17 protein-coding genes are annotated in these 16,629 nt (G+C 72.2%); 3 read left to right on the forward strand and 14 right to left on the reverse strand.

The window, feature by feature from the left end:
- Window positions 1-443: 443 nt before the first annotated feature.
- From P1V51_23510 to P1V51_23540, 7 genes are all read right to left on the reverse strand, one after another.
- The gene (locus P1V51_23510) at window positions 444-3,605 is read right to left on the reverse strand and encodes a hypothetical protein (GenBank protein MDF1566022.1); all 3,162 of its coding nucleotides are present in this window, start codon (window positions 3,603-3,605) and stop codon (window positions 444-446) included.
- 2 nt (window positions 3,606-3,607) lie between these two features.
- Entirely contained in the window at window positions 3,608-5,125 is a 1,518-nt protein-coding gene (locus P1V51_23515) for a hypothetical protein (GenBank protein MDF1566023.1), read from the reverse strand.
- A gap of 180 nt (window positions 5,126-5,305) precedes the next feature.
- On the reverse strand, window positions 5,306-6,376 hold the full coding sequence (gene modC / locus P1V51_23520; GenBank protein ID MDF1566024.1) for a molybdenum ABC transporter ATP-binding protein: 1,071 nt from the start codon (window positions 6,374-6,376) through the stop codon (window positions 5,306-5,308).
- Between the two features lie 2 nt (window positions 6,377-6,378).
- On the reverse strand, window positions 6,379-7,071 hold the full coding sequence (gene modB, locus P1V51_23525) for a molybdate ABC transporter permease subunit (protein ID MDF1566025.1): 693 nt from the start codon (window positions 7,069-7,071) through the stop codon (window positions 6,379-6,381).
- 12 nt (window positions 7,072-7,083) lie between these two features.
- A complete protein-coding gene (gene modA / locus P1V51_23530) occupies window positions 7,084-7,848 on the reverse strand; it encodes a molybdate ABC transporter substrate-binding protein (GenBank protein ID MDF1566026.1) in 765 nt (254 codons plus the stop codon).
- 30 nt (window positions 7,849-7,878) lie between these two features.
- Entirely contained in the window at window positions 7,879-8,397 is a 519-nt protein-coding gene (locus P1V51_23535; GenBank protein ID MDF1566027.1) for a zf-TFIIB domain-containing protein, read from the reverse strand.
- A 12-nt stretch (window positions 8,398-8,409) separates the two neighbouring features.
- Complete coding sequence (locus P1V51_23540; protein ID MDF1566028.1) at window positions 8,410-9,147, reverse strand: cation transporter; 738 nt, start codon at window positions 9,145-9,147, stop codon at window positions 8,410-8,412.
- Between the two features lie 92 nt (window positions 9,148-9,239).
- Between P1V51_23540 and P1V51_23545 the strand changes: the two genes are divergently transcribed.
- Entirely contained in the window at window positions 9,240-9,869 is a 630-nt protein-coding gene (locus tag P1V51_23545; GenBank protein ID MDF1566029.1) for a hypothetical protein, read from the forward strand.
- Here P1V51_23545 and P1V51_23550 read toward each other — a convergent pair.
- From P1V51_23550 to P1V51_23565, 4 genes are read right to left on the reverse strand one after another with little or no spacing between them, the layout of a single operon-like run.
- Window positions 9,831-10,184, reverse strand: coding sequence for a hypothetical protein (locus P1V51_23550; protein MDF1566030.1), 354 nt, complete (start codon window positions 10,182-10,184; stop codon window positions 9,831-9,833). The genes P1V51_23545 and P1V51_23550 overlap by 39 nt on opposite strands.
- A gap of 25 nt (window positions 10,185-10,209) precedes the next feature.
- Entirely contained in the window at window positions 10,210-10,635 is a 426-nt protein-coding gene (locus P1V51_23555; GenBank protein MDF1566031.1) for a hypothetical protein, read from the reverse strand.
- Window positions 10,636-10,687: 52 nt separating this feature from the next.
- Window positions 10,688-11,041 carry a hypothetical protein gene (locus P1V51_23560; GenBank protein ID MDF1566032.1) on the reverse strand — a complete coding sequence of 118 codons (354 nt, stop codon included), beginning with the start codon at window positions 11,039-11,041 and terminating at the stop codon, window positions 10,688-10,690.
- 41 nt (window positions 11,042-11,082) lie between these two features.
- Complete coding sequence (locus P1V51_23565; GenBank protein ID MDF1566033.1) at window positions 11,083-11,493, reverse strand: hypothetical protein; 411 nt, start codon at window positions 11,491-11,493, stop codon at window positions 11,083-11,085.
- Between the two features lie 68 nt (window positions 11,494-11,561).
- On the opposite strand from P1V51_23565, the gene P1V51_23570 reads away from it, so the two are divergent.
- On the forward strand, window positions 11,562-12,152 hold the full coding sequence (locus P1V51_23570) for a protein phosphatase (GenBank protein ID MDF1566034.1): 591 nt from the start codon (window positions 11,562-11,564) through the stop codon (window positions 12,150-12,152).
- Here the strand turns inward: P1V51_23570 and P1V51_23575 are convergent.
- Window positions 12,143-13,336, reverse strand: coding sequence for an MBL fold metallo-hydrolase (locus P1V51_23575; GenBank protein ID MDF1566035.1), 1,194 nt, complete (start codon window positions 13,334-13,336; stop codon window positions 12,143-12,145). The two genes, P1V51_23570 and P1V51_23575, sit on opposite strands and share 10 nt — an antisense overlap.
- A 44-nt stretch (window positions 13,337-13,380) precedes the next feature.
- On the reverse strand, window positions 13,381-14,292 hold the full coding sequence (locus tag P1V51_23580; GenBank protein ID MDF1566036.1) for an oxidoreductase: 912 nt from the start codon (window positions 14,290-14,292) through the stop codon (window positions 13,381-13,383).
- Between the two features lie 208 nt (window positions 14,293-14,500).
- Here P1V51_23580 and P1V51_23585 point away from each other — a divergent pair, with 208 nt between their 5' ends.
- Window positions 14,501-15,190: a TetR family transcriptional regulator gene (locus P1V51_23585; GenBank protein ID MDF1566037.1), complete on the forward strand. Its 690-nt coding sequence runs from the start codon at window positions 14,501-14,503 to the stop codon at window positions 15,188-15,190.
- Here P1V51_23585 and P1V51_23590 read toward each other — a convergent pair.
- Window positions 15,187-16,617 (reverse strand): FAD-binding protein, encoded by a 1,431-nt coding sequence (locus P1V51_23590; protein MDF1566038.1) that lies wholly within the window; start codon window positions 16,615-16,617, stop codon window positions 15,187-15,189. The genes P1V51_23585 and P1V51_23590 overlap by 4 nt on opposite strands.
- Between the last annotated feature and the right edge of the window lie 12 nt (window positions 16,618-16,629).

The raw sequence follows: 16,629 nt of genomic DNA on the forward strand, positions 1-16,629 counted from the left end.
CGAAGGTCGCCGCCTGATCAAACTTTTTGATCCACGACATTTGACAATATCTCCCCTCGCGCCTTGAACAACTCGATTTGTCCTACAGATCCACGGACGATGCGCCTCCGAGAGAGGACCTCGACCGGCTTCTCCACCGAGTATCGAGGTTCTGTGAAGCATCGATAGAGGAGATCCGAACCCCCGAGAGGGGACCTCGCGCCAACCCCGTGCGTCGCTTTGCAGTCTGGGCCTTGTCCCACGAGACGCCTTTCACGCGTTCGGCCGTCGCCGAGGCTCTCGCGATGCCCCCGGGTCAAGCCATGCGCGTGCTCTATCGCCTACGCAAGCATGGCCCTCGAGAACCCCTGATAACCTGGATGGCCAACTGGGAGGCGGGTTCCGCCTGATTCACTGAGACCAAGTGTCAATTGTCAGGGTCTGACCCCATCTGGTCGGGCTCGCTAGCGGATCCAGTCGCAGGTCTGATCGTGCAGGCACAGCTCGTCGGAGAGCTCCGCGCCGTCGGTGGCGAAGTAGTGGCTGATCTGGTGCGCCATGAAGCTGTGCACGTCGAAGGGCAGGGCCGGGTCGGGGACCAGGAAGCCGTGGTCGCCGCTCGGGAGGATGGCGGGCATCCGCAGGGCGTGCTTCTTGCCCCGGGTGTCGGTGACGGTGGCCCGCAGCTCCTCGCCGGCCGGCGGATGCGGCGCGGGGACGCCGTCGACCTGGAAGCCGTCGGTGCCCTGGGAGAGGTTGTCCGGATCGAAGAGGACCGGCGCCCCCCAGACGTCGGCCCGCACGTCCTCGACGGCCTCGAGGACGTAGTTGTCGCGCAGGAAGGTGAGCTGCTCGAAGTTCAGGTAGCCCGCGAGGTAGGCGTTCATCACGCCGCCGCTCACCGGCACGTTCATGTCGCCGAGGGTCACGACCACGTTGGTCGGCGTCCCGAACTCGAGGCCCGGCTCGGCGGCCTTGCCCTCCTCGCCCCAGCGCGCCTCCCACTCGGCGGCGTCGCGCAGGTAGAAGCGGCTGTAGGCCGCCGGGTCGCCGGCCTCGACGATGAAGCCGGCCAGGCCGCGCAGGCGGCGAAGGTCCGGGGTCTGGCGCGGGTAGCCGAAGCCCTGGCTCACGGCGATGAGGGGTGAGCCCTTGGCGTAGACGGTGCCCTGGAAGTAGACGCCCCTCACCATCTCGCCGCCGGCGGTCTGGCCGTCGTCGACCTCGCCCTCGAAGGTGTCGAGCACCCAGCGCTTCTCGGCCGCGGAGAGGTCGTCGCCGCAGGCGCCCACGCAGGCGGAGACCCGCAGGCGATCACCCAGGGGGATGTCGCCGCAGGAGTATTCGGTGTCGGTGATCGCCAGCGGGGGCTCGGTGCCGAAGAGGGGGTTCTCCCAGTGCATCACCTCGAAGTCGAGGCAGGCCCGCTTCTCGGAGGCGTTGATGGCGTCGGCGCCGATCTGGGTGCGGAAGGTGCCGTCGGCGCGCACCAGGGTGCGGCCGGCCTTGCCGCTGCGGAGGTTCTCCACCACGACCTCGTCGCCCTCGGAGAGGGGCTCCATCGCGCCGAGGAGCAGCTTGGCGTCCTTGTTGAAGTCCGAGACGATGGTGGAGACCTCGGTCTTCGAGCCATCCCGGCTCGGCTCGCCGTAGAAGAGGGGGCCCATCAGGGGCAGCCAGACCGCCTCCTTCACGCCACCCTGCTTGGAGCGCACGGCGACGTCGAAGAGTCCGGCGACGCCGGCGGTGGGGGCCGCGGCGGCCAGGGAGGGCTCGACGCCCGCGATGATGCCGCCGAGGATGCCGCCGAGCGACTGGCCCCAGGCGAAGTAGCTGTTGTCGGGGCCGCCGAGGTCGACCCGGCCGTCGCCGTCGAAGTCGCACATCTTCTCGGGCGTGCCGTCGCCGTTCATGTCGTGGCCCAGCCGGCCGTCGCAGGAGCGCAGGAAGCGGATCACGCTCATCCAGTCGACGATCGACTGCCGCACGATGTCGCGGGTGTGGAAGGCGTCGGCGACCCAGAAGTCGCCGCCCGAGTCGGGCACGCCGTCGTTGTTGATGTCGCGGGCGCGGCCCGGGACCATCGAGTCGACCATCGGCCCCATGCCGCCGGAGGCGAAGACGCCCCGGATCAGGGACATCGGGAGCTCGCTGGGGGAGAAGCCCAGGCCGTGGCCGAAGGAGTCGACGGCGCAGGTGGCCACGCCGTGGCGGGCGTGGTTGCCGGCGAAGCCGAGCATCTCGAGGCGCGAGGAGGTGTAGCCGTGGCCGTAGAAGGCGACGGGGAAGGGCCCGGGGCGGGAGCGGCGATCCTGGTTGGGGATCACGCACCAGAAGGAGACCTTGCCCTCGCCCACGGTCATCCGGCCGGTGTTCATGTCGACGTCGAAGACCTCGTCGTCGTCACCGGAGATGCCCAGGCGGCAGTCGAAGTCGTCGCTGCCCGGCTCGGCGTCGCAGCCCACCGGATCCCGGGCGACGCCGTCGCGGTCGACGAGGAAGTTCGGCGCCCGCACCACGCCGGTGACGAGGTAGTCGGCGTACTTGTAGGTGTCGATGAGCGGGTCGGCGGCGCCCTCGGAGTCCAGCAGCATCCCGAAGAAGGGCCGCAGGGTCTCGACCAGGGTGGAGACCGGCAGGACGTAGGGGTTGTCCGGCAGGGCGGTCTCGTCGTCGAAGAGATCGAAGAGGGTCACGGTCTCCGCGTCGATCGGGAAGGTCTCGGCCAGCGCCTTGAAGGGGCCGTGGCCGTACATGCCGCGCCGGATGGCGTGCAGCTCGCTGGTGGCGTCCTGCACCGTGAAGGTCCAGGCGAAGGCCACGTCGTCCAGATCGGTGTTCAGCGGGGCGAGGGCCTCCTCGAGGTGCTCGAGGGCGGGGGTCTGCCGGCTGTGGTTGATCCAGGGGAAGGGCGAGCTGACCGGCGCCCCGTCCTCGCCGATGAGGCGGCGGGTGAGGACCACCGCGTAGGTGTGGCGCTCCCGCAGCGTGTCCATCGGCCGCATGATGATCGTGTTGGTCTCGTGCTCGTACCAGGTGTTCTTGTCGTACTCGAAGGACACCGAGGCGTCGGCGCAGGTCGGCGGGTAGGGCACGTCCTCGGCCAGGAGCATGTTCTCGCCGCCGAGGTCGCCGGCGAAGTAGTTCCTCGACTCCAGCTGCATCGGGAAGAAGCCCCGGCCCATGTCCATCTCGATGAGCTCACCGAAGTGGTCGCCGGCGGTGACGTCCACCAGGTAGATGGCGTCGTCGTCCTTCGTCGTGTCGTTGTGGTGACGCGCGGCGAGGTTGCACAGGTCGATGGGCGCATCGAAGGTGACCGTGAGGTTCGAGAAGACGCCGAAGCCCGTCAGGGTGTCGGCCTTCTCCCGCAGGTCGCGCTCGAAGCGGGTGTCGGTGTCGAGGCTGATGTTCACCCGGCGGCCGGTGGGGCTGGTGGGGTCCAGCCGGGTGGCCACGTCGTTGGGGAAGGGGATCTCGGGCAGGGGCTCGGCGTCGAGGTCCCAGACCACCGTCGGGCCGCTGTCATCGTGGGCCGGGAGGATCCCCTCGGGGGGCTCGCCGGCGTCGATGCAGGAGAGCGGGAGGAAGAGGAGGGCGAGGACGAGGTGTCGAAGGTTCTTCATGATCACTCCTCCCCCCCGAAGTGCCAGGCCAGCTCGGCGCCGATCCAGGTGGAGGCGACGGGCGCCATCCTCCCCTCGGCCAGCTCGAAGGCCGCACCCGGGAAGAGGTGGCCGTACTCCATCTCGATGGCCAGCTCGAGGTGCTTCATCAGGTGGTGGGTCCAGCGGGCGGCGATGTCGAGCTCGACCCCGAGGTTCTGCTCGGTGGCCGGGGTCTCGAAGAGGTTCACGGGCTCGCCGCCGGCGGCGAAGGTCCCGTAGGGGTCGATGAGGGGCGCGGTGGCGCGGGCGAAGAGGAGGCCCGCCTTGAGCTCGAGGCCCTCGACGAAGTGCGACTCCCAGCGCAGCTGCGGCCCGAAGAAGCTCGCGCCGCTGACGCTGCCGGTGGTGGCGAGGTACTGCGAGCCGGCCGGCGGGACGTTCACGTGCGCCGGGTCGCGGGCCCGCACGGCCCAGCGAGCGCTCGTCAGCGCCAGCACCTCCTCGAAGAGCACCACCGAGGGGCGGAACTCCGGATCGAAGCGCATCCGGGTGAGGCGGTCGTCCTCGGCGTCGGCGTCGCCCGAGGCGTAGCCGGCCCAGAAGCCGAAGCTCAGGCCGGCGGGGGCATACTCGAGCTCGGGGAGGACGGCCCAGCCCAGGGCCCGGATGTCGACGCCCTCGGGGGCGACGTCGGTGCGCAGGCGGGAGGTGAAGCCGTGGAGGTAGGCCAGCTCGCCCTTCACCGAGACCTGCAGGTCCTCACCGAAGTGCCAGGCCCAGGCGCCGTAGAGGTCGGTGGCGAGCACCTGCAGCTTCGACTCGAGGCCGACCTCGTCGGGACGATCGGTCTGGTCGCGGTAGGCGACGTAGACGCCGAGCTCCTTCTCGCCGGCCCGCTCCCGGTAGAGGAGCGAGGCGACCCCCTGCAGCGCGAGGTCACCCTCGAGCAGGCTCGCGTTCTCGTCGCGGTAGACGAGGTCGCCGCCCACCGCGAGGAAGGTCTTCTCGGCCCAGGTGGCGCCGGTGAACCAGACCGCCGGGCGGGTCGCGAAGACCACCCGCTCGACGAGGTCGCCGTGGCGGCTCACGCCCCAGTGGGGCCGCCGGCTGCCGCTGTTCGCGACGAGGCCCAGGCCCCAGTCGCTGCCCATCTGCCCGACCCGCAGCTGGCCGATCATGGAGGTGTGGGTCAGGTACACGAAGCGGGGGTCAGCCCGCAGGGCGTGGCCGCCGAAGCCGCCGTAGGGATCGCTCCAGCCGATCTCCTCGACCTCGGGGGTGGCCGCGAAGAGATCGAAGCCGTCGAGGTCCAGCTCGGCGGTGAGGGTCAGGGAGGGGTGAGTCTCCCAGTCGGCGTGCAGCCGCAGGCGGGAGCCGCCGGCCAGCCCCCCGTGCTCGTGGCCGTGATCGAGGGTCACGTCGGTGACCACGCCGGCGCGAGCGTCGAGCTGAGCCCAGGCCGACAGCTCGTTGTCGGCGAGGGCGCCGAGGGGCGCGAGGAGAGCGAGTGCCAGGGCGGCGCGGATCCAGGAGCGCATGGAGGTCCTCCGGAAGGGGCAAGGGAGCGGAGGCATCCTAGTTCAAGCCCCTGAATTCTCTAAGAGGTCGGCTCCTTACCTGGGTGGCGGGGAGAGGCCGCAGAGGCTGAGGCTGAGGCGGAAGCGGAGGGAGGGCTCTCGGCCTCAGCCTCCGCGTCAGCCTCAGCGGCCTTTCCTCAACTAGAGCAAAGCCACTGACTTCACCTGCGCGAAGACGAGCTTGCCCTCCTCCAGACCCAGTTCGCTCGCCGAGGCCCGGGTGATCCGGGAGAGCAGGGGCACGCCGGCGCAGTCGAGGCGCACGGTCATCCGGGCCGGGGGCTCCTCGGCCAGCTCGACCACCCGCGCCTCGAAGATGTTGCGGATGCTGGTGCCCGCCTGCCGCTCGAGGGTGAGGCTCACGTCCCGGGCGTGGACCCGCAGCCTCACCGTGCTCCCGGGCGAGAGGCCGGCGCTGGCCAGCTCGAAGCGGCCCCCGGCGAACTCGAGGTGGGTCAGGCCGAAGGCCGGATCCTCCCCCTTCACCCGGGCCTCGATCACCGCGCCGGCCTCCCTCGCGTGGGAGAGGGGCAGATCGAGGCGGGTGAGCAGCTCGGGCAGCGGCCCCACCGCCCGGATCGTCCCGCCCTCCATCAGGGCCAGGGTGTCGGCCAGGCGGGCGACCTCGTCGGACTGGTGGCTGACGTAGATCACCGGCAGCTCCAGCTGCTGCCCGAGCGCCTCGAGGTAGGGGAGGATCTCGGCGCGCGCCGCGGCGTCGAGGGCGGCGAGGGGCTCGTCGAGGAGCAGGAGGCGCGGCGAGGTGAGCAGCGCCCGGGCGATGGCCACCCGCTGCCGCTCGCCGCCGGAGAGGGAGGCCGGGTCGCGGGCGAGCAGGCCGGAGAGGCCGAGGAGGGCGATGGCCTCGGCCGGCTCGATCCTTCGCTCCCCGGCGGGCACCCGGGAGAAGCCGTAGAGGAGGTTCCGCTCCACCGAGAGGTGGGAGAAGAGGCTGGTCTCCTGGAAGACGTAGCCCAGGGGGCGCCGGTGCACCGGCAGGCAGCTCGCCTCGTCCTGCCAGACCTGATCGCCCACCCGCAGGTAGCCGCCGGGCGCCCGCTCGAGGCCGGCCATCGCCCGCAGGAGGGTGGTCTTGCCGCAGCCCGAGGGGCCGAAGAGGGCGGTGATGCCGGCGGCCGGGATCGAGAGCGCGGCGTCGAGCTGGAAGCCGCCGCGCGTGAGCCGGAAGCGGGCCTCGAGGGTGGCGCTCATCTTCAGCTCACCGCCTTGAGCCGGTAGCGCCGGTTCCAGGCGTAGACCGCGAAGAGGAGGAGGAAGGAGAGCAGGAGCAGGGCGCCCGAGAGGAGGTGGGCCCGGCCGTAGTCCATCGCCTCGACGTGATCGTAGATGGCGATGGAGAGGACCTGGGTCTCCCCCGGGATGTTGCCGCCGATCATCAACACCACCCCGAACTCGCCCACCGTGTGGGCGAAGCCGAGCACGGCCGCGGTGAGGAAGCCCGCCCGCGCCTGGGGGAGGGCGACGGTGAGGAAGCGATCGAGGGGCGAGGCCCGCAGGGTGGCCGCAACCTCGAGGGGGCGCCGGCCGATGGCGGTGAAGGCGTCCTGGAGGGGCTGGACCACGAAGGGCAGGGAGTAGATCACCGAGCCGATCACCAGGCCGGTGAAGGTGAAGGCCAGGGAGCGCCCACCGAAGAGGCGGGCGAGCGCGCCCCCGGGGCCCTGGGGGCCGAGGGCGACCAGCAGGTAGAAGCCCAGCACGGTGGGGGGCAGCACCAGGGGCAGGGCGACGATGGCCTCGACGACGAGCTTGCCCCGGAAGGCGGTACGCGAGAGCCACCAGGCCAGGGGGGTGCCCAGCAGGAGGAGGACGAGGGTCGTGATCCCCGCCAGCTGGAGGGTGATCGAGAGCGCCTGGAGGTCGCCGGGCTGGAAGGTCTCGCTCATCGTGGGTCGCCGCTAGCGCCGACCATACCCCCACCGCTGGATGATCTCCCCGGCCTCCTCTCCGAGCAGGAAGGCGAGGAAGGCGCGCGCGGCCGGCGTGTCCTCGAGGAGCACGGCCTGCTGCTCGATGGGCCCGTGCAGGCGGGCCGGCACCTCCCAGGACGATCCCGGCGCTTCCCGCCCCGGGCGCAGCACCTGGGAGGCGGCCACCAGCCCCAGCTCGGCGTTGCCGCTCTCCACGAACTGGTGGGCCTGGGCGATGTTCTCCCCCCGCACGGTGCGGGGGGCGAGGCGCTCCCAGAGCCCCAGCGCCTCCAGGGCCTCCCGGGCCGCCCGGCCGTAGGGCGCCAGGCGGGGGTTGGCGATGGCGAGGCGCTCGAACTCGCCGCGGGCGAGGACCTCTCCGGTGGCGTCCACCCGCCCGGGCTCGGGGCTCCAGAGCACGAGGCGGCCCAGGGCGTAGGTCGCGCGGGTACCCGCCACGGCGCGGCCCGAGGCCTCGAGGCGGCGGGGCCGCTCGGCGTCCGCGGCGAGGAAGAGGGCGAAGGGCGCGCCGTGCTCGATCTGGGCGGCGTGCTTGCCGGTCGAGCCGAAGGCGAGCAGCACCCGCACGCCCTGCTTCGCCTCGAAGCGGGCGGCCAGCTCCCGGGCCGGCCCCGCGAAGTTCGAGGCCACGGCGATCCGCAGCACCGGCGGTCCGGCGGCGCTCGCCACGCCCACCCGGCAGAGCAGGGCGAGGAGGGCGAGGAGGCGGAAGATCGGGGCCGGGCGCGTCATGTCCGCGACGGGCATAGAACCGCGCGGCGGCTAGCGCAACCGCTCCATCAGGTAGGCCAGGGCCTGCGCGCGGTGGGGGTGCTCCTTCAGCGCCTCGATCAGAGCGTCGATCCGGTGGAGGACCTCCTCACCCAGGCGCTCGGCGAGGCGCTGCCGCCCGGCGCGGGCCAGGGAGGCGGCGCGCTCCATCCGGCGGGCGGAGGGGGTCCAGAGCCCGTCCAGCAGGCCGAGCAGGCCCTGGGCCGAGAGCCGCTCCCACTCGCCGCGATCGAACCAGGTGCCGCCGCAGAGCCCGCAGCGGTCGAGGAAGAAGCCCGCCTCCGGCACCTGCTCGTGCTGGAGGAGGCCGTGGCCCGCCGGGCAGAGCCCGGCCTTCCCGTCGGCCTCGGCGTCGGTCTCGAGGGGCACCCCCTCCGGCGGCGCCAGGGCATCGAAGTCCCCCAGGGCGAACCAGAGCCCCTGGCAGGCCGAGCAGTGGTGCACCGTCGAGACGCCCAGGGGCGTCCCGGTCGGCTGGAGGGTCTCTTCCCGGCACTTCGGACAGCGCATCCCGATCTCCCCCTATCCGTGGGTCTCGGCCTTCTCTCCACAACCACAACCGGAGCCGCAGGCGGCGGGCGCCTCGGGCTCCGGCGCCGCGGGCGCCTCGGAGGCGCAGGCGTCGCCGCAGCCCGACCCGCAGGTGTCCTCCCCGGCCCGGGCCCGCTCCTCCTCGTCGGCCTCCCGGAGGATGCGCAGGCCTCCGCGCACCACGATCGCCGAGATCGCCGCGCCGATGACCAGGTCGGGCCAGTGGCTGCCCGTCGCCAGCACGATCAACCCCGAGGCGATCACCCCGAGGTTGGCGATGGCGTCGTTGGCGGTGAAGATCCAGGAGGCGCGAAGGTGGATGCCGCCCTCCCGGTGCTTGTGCAGCAGCCCGATGCAGGCGAGGTTCGCCGCCAGAGCCAGGCCGCCGACGCCCATCATCGCCAGGCTGATCGGCTCACTGCCGAGGATCGCCCGGCGCACGACCTCCGCGAGGACCCCGAGGCCCAGGAGGAGCTGCAGCCAGCCGCTGGCCCGGGCCGCGCCGCGCTGCAGCCCGGCGGAGCGCCCCACCGCCCAGAGCGCGATGGCGTAGACCGCGGCGTCGGCGAGCATGTCGAGGCCGTCGGCGATCAGGCCGGTCGACTCGGCCCAGAGCCCCAGGCCGAGCTCGACCACGAACATCGTGGCGTTGATCGCCAGCAGCGCGCGCAGGGTGGCGCGCTCGAGGGTCTCGGCCTGATCAGCCGGGCAGCCGCATCCATCGGACATTGCCGCATCATGGCGCCCCCGGCCGCCTTCGTCGAGCGCCCCTCTCGCGGCCCGCGCTTGTCGCCCGCAGGGGCCGCGCCCATGATGGCGCCATGACGCCGGCCAGCCAGCAAGCCCTCGAGGTGCTGCGCAGCACCGAGAACTTCCAGTGGTACGTCATCCCCCTCTTCGTCTTCGTGATCTACGTCTACGTGGCGGAGATCGCGGCGAGGAACTGGTCGGCGGTCCAGCTCGGCGCCGGGATGTGGGCCGCCGAGCTGATGGCCGAGCAGGTCAACGCCCTGATCCTCACGGCCACCGGGCGCTCGGCGCTCTGGACCACGCCCGGCGACTCGGCCTACGTGATCTACGCCGGCCTGAATATCGAGATCGCCTTCATGTTCATGATCTCCGGGCTGATGATCGTGAAGCTCCTCCCCGGGGACCGGGACCTGAAGATTCTGGGCGTCCCCAACCGCCTCTTCATCCCCCTGGCTTTCGGCCTGCTGGCCTGCACGGTCGAGGTGCTGCTCAACTTCGCCGGGGTGCTGGTCTGGGAGTACGCCTTCTGGAGCTGGCCCCACGTCTACCTGGTGCTCTTCGTCTACACCGCGCCCTGGATGCTCCTGGTGCGGGTCCACGACCGCTGGAGCCCGCGGGCGAAGCAGCGGGCCGCCCTCCTCCTGCCGGCCGCCGCGATCCTCTCACACCTGATCTTCGCCACCGGCCTCGGCTGGATCTGAGGAGACCGCCGCGCGCTTCTCCGCGGCCTCGACGAAGGCCCGGAGCCGCTCCCCCTCGTCGGGCGCCTCGACGCCGGCGGCCTTGAAGCGCAGCCACTGCACCCAGGCGAAGAGCAGCCCCGCGACGGCGCTGACGGCCGCGATCCAGAGCGCCAGCTCGTGGAGGTCGTCGCCCAGCTTCTCGAGGGTCTCGCTGCGCAGGGTGGCGTGGTGGAAGAGCAGGCTCCCCGCGCCGCCGAGCAGGGCGAAGAGCGGGGGTGAGATCAGGAAGAGCCCGCACACCTGGGCGCGGGTGACCGGGGCCGGGAACCTCATCGCGCCGCCATTCTACTTCAGGGCGTCAGCGGTGGAGGCCCCCGAGGTAGGCCGCCACCGCGGCCTCGAAGCGCGCGCGATCGAAGCCGGGCGTCGGCGCCACCCCCTCGTTGGCCCGCCTCGGATCGGTGCCCTTCACGAAGGGCCCGGTGCGAAGGAAGCCCTCGATCTCCGCGAGCTTCTCCTCCCGCCGCTTCAGCCGCGCCGGGCCCCCGTCAAAGAAGGCCAGGCTCTCGGCGCCGGGGACGAGCGCGCCCCCCTCGTAGCGCAGGTGCCCGGCCGCGCCGAGGCGGGCGAGGGCGCCCTCCATCTCCTGGAAGGAGAGGATGGTGCCCCCGAGCAGCTCGTCGGCCTCCCCGATGGCCGCCTCGAGGGCGACGGGCTCACCGGCGTGGACGATCAGGGCGGAGGCCAGGACCAGCGAGTCGGACCAGAGGAAGTCGGGCGCCATGCCTCGACCCTAAGGTCGCTCACCGGCGATGGCACCGGCGGTGGGCCCGCGGCTACTCCTCGTCGCTGGAGGTCTGGCGCGCCGCGGCGGCCTCGCGCTGCGCCTGCCGGCGGGCGAGCTGCCCCTCGACGTGCTCTCCCAGCGGCACCGAGGTGGGCTCGAGGGCGAGGCGCTTGCCGGCCTTCTTGCCCAGCGTCTGCTGGAGCGCCTCCGCCTCGTCCTCGGAGACGGTGTGGGGGTCGATGTCGAGGGCCTGGCTGGCGGCGCGCCGGTCGGCGCGGTGCTCCATGGCCTTCGCCAGCGAGCGCTTCTTGCGATCGGCCTTGTCGCTGGACCAGGCCTTCGAGCGCCGCTCCCGGCTGTAGTCGAGCTGCTTCTCCTTGTGAGGGTCGCGTCCTTCGCTCATCTCTCTGGCTCCAGGAATTCCCCCGGGGTCACGAAACAAGTCTACTCCGGATCCCCCTCACCGCGACGGTGCGGCACGGTCTGCTCGAGCCAGGCGCGGGCCTCCTCGACGGTGCGAAAGACATGGGTCTCGATGCCCTCGTCGCCGACGTTGGCCTCCCAGAGCCGGCTGAAGCCGAAGCCCACGTCGGTCTTCACCGCGATGGCGATCACCATGTGGGGGAAGCGCCGCGCGGCCTCGCGATCCTGCGCGGCCAGCGCCTCGGCGAACTCGCGGTTGAGGGCCACGGACTCGGCGTCCGTGAGATCCCAGAGCTGGTAGGCTAGGGTCTCGAGCGTCGCAGGCAGCTCGTAGATCCGGGCGTTGGTCCGGAAGAGCTCCTCGCCCTTCACCTCGCCCGTCCCGCGGACGATCACCCCCCCATCTTCCACGTAGCGATACTCGAGTGGCATCCGACCTCTCCAGACCGCCATCCTACTCCAGATCGGTTTCCCCCCGGGCGATCCGGACGGCCTGAAGCGTGGACGACCTCCGGCACCTCCTGCGCTCCTCGCCGGGGAGCCCCCTCCCGGTGGACTGGCTGCCCGCGCTGCCCGGAGGCCTCCCCGGAGCATTGGGGCTGACGATGCTCCCGGGGCGGCGCGGGAGGGGCGCCGCGGGCCGCGTCTGGGAGCGAGAGCTCGCCCTCGATCTGCGGCAGCTCCGGGACGATCACCGGGCCGACCGGCTGGTGAGCCTGGTGGAGGACCATGAGCTCGACGCCTACGGCGTGCCGGGCCTGGTCGAGGCGGCGGCGGCCGCCGGGCTCACCCACACCCGCTTCCCCATCCCCGACGGCACCGTCCCCCGCGAGGGGCCGCCGGCCCTCCAGCCGCTGGTCGTGGAGCTCGTCGGCGCCCTGCGCGCCGGGGAGCGGGTGGTGGTCCACTGCGTGGCGGGCCTCGGCCGCACCGGCACGGTGAGCGGCTGCGTGCTGGTGGCGCTGGGGATGGAGCCGCCCGAGGCCCTCGCGCTCCTCGCCGAGATCCGCGGTCCCCACTGTCCGGAGACGGGCGCTCAGCGCTGGTTCGTCGGGGCCTACCTCGACGAGGTCGGCCTGATTCAGGGTTGAGTGGCCGCCGGGACGGTCCGCATCAGGCCCGGCTTGATCTCCACGCCGGTGGAGATGATCGGATCCTCGCGAGCGTCGGCGTACTCGACCTCCGGCCACCAGCGCTCGAGCTCGGGCAGGCGCGCGGGCTCGAAGCTGCCGCCCGGGCGGGGCACGGCGATGGCGACCCCCGCCTTCTCGGCGGCGGCGACGCTGCGCTCGACCGGCGCGGTCCAGCCGTGCAGGGCCAGGTTGAAGAGGCCCCAGTGGATCGGCATGAAGACCTCGCCCCGCATCCAGGTGTGGGCCAGGACCGCCTGCTCCGGGCCGATGTGCCAGTCGGGCCAGGCCGCCCCGTAGGCGCCGGCCTCGATCAGGGTCAGGTCGAAGGGCCCGAGGCGCTCGCCGATGGTCTTCATCTGGGAGAAGAGCCCGGTGTCGCCGCTGAAGTAGACCCGGTGCTCGGGGCCGCCGAAGGTCCAGCCGGCCCAGAGGGTCTTGTTGCGATCGAGGACCCCGCGGCCCGAGGCGTGGCGGGCCGGCACGCAGGTCAGGGTCAGCTCGCCGATGCGGTGCTCCTCCCACCAGTCGAGCTCGACGATGCGCTCGGGCGGCACGCCCCAGCCCTCGAGGTGGGCCCCGACGCCCAGGGGGACGAGGAAGGTGGTGTCCCAGTCCTTCATCCGCACGACGGTGGCGTGGTCGAGGTGGTCGTAGTGGTCGTGGGAGAAGAGCACCGCGTCCAGCTGCGGCACCTGATCGAGGGGCAGGGGCGGCGGATACCAGCGCTTCGGGCCCGCCCAGCTGACGGGCGAGGCCCGCTCGCCGAACATCGGGTCGGTCATGAAGCGCTTGCCGTCGATCTCGAGGAGCAGCGTCGAGTGGCCGAGCCAGGTCACCCGCAGGCCGGTCTCGGGGGCGGTCTCGAAGAGCTTCGGGTCGGTGTCGATCACCGGCAGGGGCTCCTCGGGCGAGCCCGCCGCCCGGGACTTGAAGGCGTCCTTCACCATCCGGCCCCAGTCGTTCCAGAGGGGCTCGGGGTTCTCGAACTGCTTGCCGTCCCACTGGGGGGACTTCACGAGGCGCTCGAGGCGCGGTCCGGCGGCGGCGCTACCCATGGTGGTGCAGGCCTCCAGCGAGGCGAGGGAGAGGACGAGGATGACCGCGGCGATCAGGCCGAGGAGAGATCGGAGAAGGCGTCTCATGGCGGGGCTCGGGGGCTGGAGGCTTCATTCTGGGCCCGGGTGCCTCAGGAGGCGAGGGACTCGTAGCGGATGCCGGTGAGCTCCTCGGAGAGCTCCCAGAGGCGCGCGGCGGCCGCGTCGTCCTTCGCCGCGTCGCTTCGATCGACGAGCACCGGGTAGCCGCGCATCTCCATCCAGCCGTCGGGGCCGACGTACTCCCCGCCGGAGAGCGCCTCGTCGGTGGCGGCCCGCAAGGTGGGCAGGGTGCCCTGCTCGACCTTCATGGCGAGGAGGGGGTTGAGCGCCCTGAAGATCCCCGACTCGTCCTGGAGGTTGGTGGCCGTCCAGCCGGGGTGAGCGGCGGTGACCTGGATCCGGGAGCCGGCCTGCGCCAGGCGGCGCTGCAGCTCGCGGGCGAAGAGGAGGTTGGCGAGCTTGGACTGGCCGTAGGAGGGCGCCCGCTTGTAGCGGCGGCGGCGCCAGTTCGGGTCCTCGAAGTCGATGGCCCCCCAGCGGTGGGCGCCGCTGGAGATCACCGTCACCCGGGCCTCGGCGGCGAGGTGCCCGAGGAGCTGGCCGGTCAGGGCGAAGTGGCCGAGGTGGTTCACCCCGAACTGCATCTCGAAGCCCTGCCGGGTCTCGCTGCGCTCGGGCGGCATCATGATGCCGGCGTTGAGGATGAGCAGGTCGATCTTCGCCTCGCCCTCGAAGGAGGCGGCGAAGGCCTCGACGCTGCGCAGGTCGGCCAGGTCGAGGGTGCGCCGGGTGGCCGTCCCCGTGGGCCCCTCGGCCCGGATCTGCTCCACCGCGGCCTCCCCCCGCTCCGGGCTGCGGCAGGCGAGGATGACCTCGGCCCCGGCGTGGGCGAGCTGCCGGGCGGCCTCGAGGCCGATCCCGCTGTTGGCGCCGGTGACGACGACGCGCTTGCCCTGCTGGCTCTTCATCTGCTCGGCGGTCCACTTCTGCTCGCTGGCCATGGGTTCTTCCCTCTCGCTCGGGTGGGTGGGTCGTTGGTGACCGATGGATACTTAAATAAGTAACCATCAGTCACTCGTCAAGCGCCAACTTCGATCTTTTTCGGGTCAATAGGTGCATCTGATAGGTGCCTGGCACCTGGCAGGGCACCTGGCAGGGGGTTGACGCTCTGGTTTTCGCACCCATATAAGAGACTAAGGGTAACAAAAGATGACCTTCTTCGACTGGCAGCGGGCGCGGCAGCCCGAGCAGAAAGAGCAGCGGCGGCAGGAGATCCTGAGGGCCGCGGCGAAGCTCTTCGACGAGACGGGCCTGGAGAAGGCCAGCCTCTCCAAGATCGCCTGCTCGGCCGGCCTCTCCAAGGCGGCCCTCTACCGCTACTTCGAGAGCCGCGAGGCCATCTTCCTCGAGCTCCTCGGCGGCGAGCTCACCGGCTGGGTCGCCCGCTTCGAGGCCGCCCTGGCTCCTCTCGCCGGCAGCAACGATCCGGCCCGGGTGGCCCGGGCCTTCGCCGCCTCCCTGGTGGACAGCCACCGGCTCGGCGCCCTCTCGGCGGCCACCCCGACCATCCTCGAGCACAACGTCTCCGAGGAGGTCGTCGTCGCCTTCAAGACCGGGTTGATCCCCCTCTTCCTGCGGCTGGCCAACAGCCTCCACGCCGCGCTGCCCGCCCTCTCGATGGAGCAGGTGCGCGAGCTGCTGGCCTTCGCCCACTCCGCCATCAACGGCCTGTGGCCCGCGGCCCACCCCCCGCCGGCGGTGCAGCGGGCCCTCGCGAGGCCGGAGCTCGAGCTCTTCCGGGTCCCCTGGGGCCCCACCCTCGAGCGGATGATCCAGCTGTTGCTGGAGGGGGCGCTCGCCGAGGGCGCCGGGAGCAGCGAGAAGACCGACGCGGCCTAGGCGGGCCGGACCAGGCCCCAGCGGGCCGGATCGAGGAGCGCCTCGGCGTCGAGGAGGCGGCGCAGCCGCAGGGCGAGGCGGTGCGAGCCGGGGTGCATCTTGGCGGTGACCAGCCGGCCGAGCTCGGGCGGGTAGCGGTGCGGCACGAAGCCCAGCTCCAGGGCCTCCTCCATCCCCCGCTCCTGGGCCATCCCGATCCGCGAGAGCTGCTCCCGCTTCGACCGGTCCTCGGGGCTGTCGGTGTCGCACTCGCCCCAGGGGCAGGCGACGAAGGCGTGCACGATGCCCGAGTGCGCGCCGTGGACCGGCCGCACCAGGATCACCGCCGAGAGGCCCTGGGCCTCGAAGGCCTCCTCGACCTGCGCGGCCACGTCGACCAGCCCGGAGGTCGGCCCGTGGAAGCCCAGCCCGGAGAGGACCTCGTCGTCGCCCTCGTCGATGACCAGGCGCAGGGGCAGATCCCGGAGGCCCTCCAGGGGCTCGCCCATCGAGGCGAGGTCCTCGAGGGTGACCGGGTGCCCGAAGGAGCCGCCGCGGCGGCTGGCCTGGGCCAGGGCGTTGGAGAGGCGCAGGCGCTTGTACTCCAGCTCGGGGAGGGTGTCGGCGGTGAAGTCGACGTGGAGGTAGCCCTCGGGCTCGCCCTGCTGGCGCTGGAAGTAGCCCCGCAAGCCCATCAGCACCCGCGGCAGGGTCCAGGGCAGCACCGAGGCCTCGTCGAAGAGCCCCTCACGGGAGAGGCGGATCGCGCCGGCCACCGCCGTGCGGCGGTGAGAGGCCGGGAAGATCAGCCGGCGCTGGTGCTTCTTGCGGGCCCGCAGGCTGATCGCCAGGCGGGTGACCAGGCCGGTGGCGCCCCGCCAGCCCAGGAAGAGCCCGGTGAGATCGGGTAGCGGCCCGCGGCCCCACCAGCCGCCCGCGGCCGAGCCGGCGCCGGTGCGGATGACCTCGCCGGAGACCAGCACGGCCTCCACGCCCCAGACCAGCCGCCCGAGGCCGCCGTGGGAGAGGGCGAGGCCCCCGGCGCCGTCCATCAGCGAGCTGGCCCAGACCGAGAGGTGGCCGGGGGCCGCCGCGGTGGGGAGCTGCAGGTCCCGGCCGTCCTCGGCCAGGCGATCGGCGAGGTGCTGCCAGGTGACCCCGGGCTCGATGACCGCGTAGCGCTCGGAGTGGTTCACCTCCAGCACGCGGTTCATGCCCATCAGGTCGATCCGCAGGCCGCCCCCCTCGGGGGCCACCAGGCCCCGCCGGGGCAGGCCGTCGGCCTTGGGCAGGCAGGGCACGCCGTTGTGCCGGGCGATGGAGAGGATCCCCTGCACGTCGCTGACGGCGTTGGCCGAGACGACCAGCACCTCGGAGAGGTCGGGGTCGGGCTGCACCCGTGCCTCGCCGAGCAGATCGACGAGTGCGGAGCGTACCTTGGGCTCCACGCCGTGACTCAC

The organism is Deltaproteobacteria bacterium, assembly GCA_029210625.1.
Classification (GTDB): Bacteria; Myxococcota; Myxococcia; order SLRQ01; family SLRQ01; genus JARGFU01.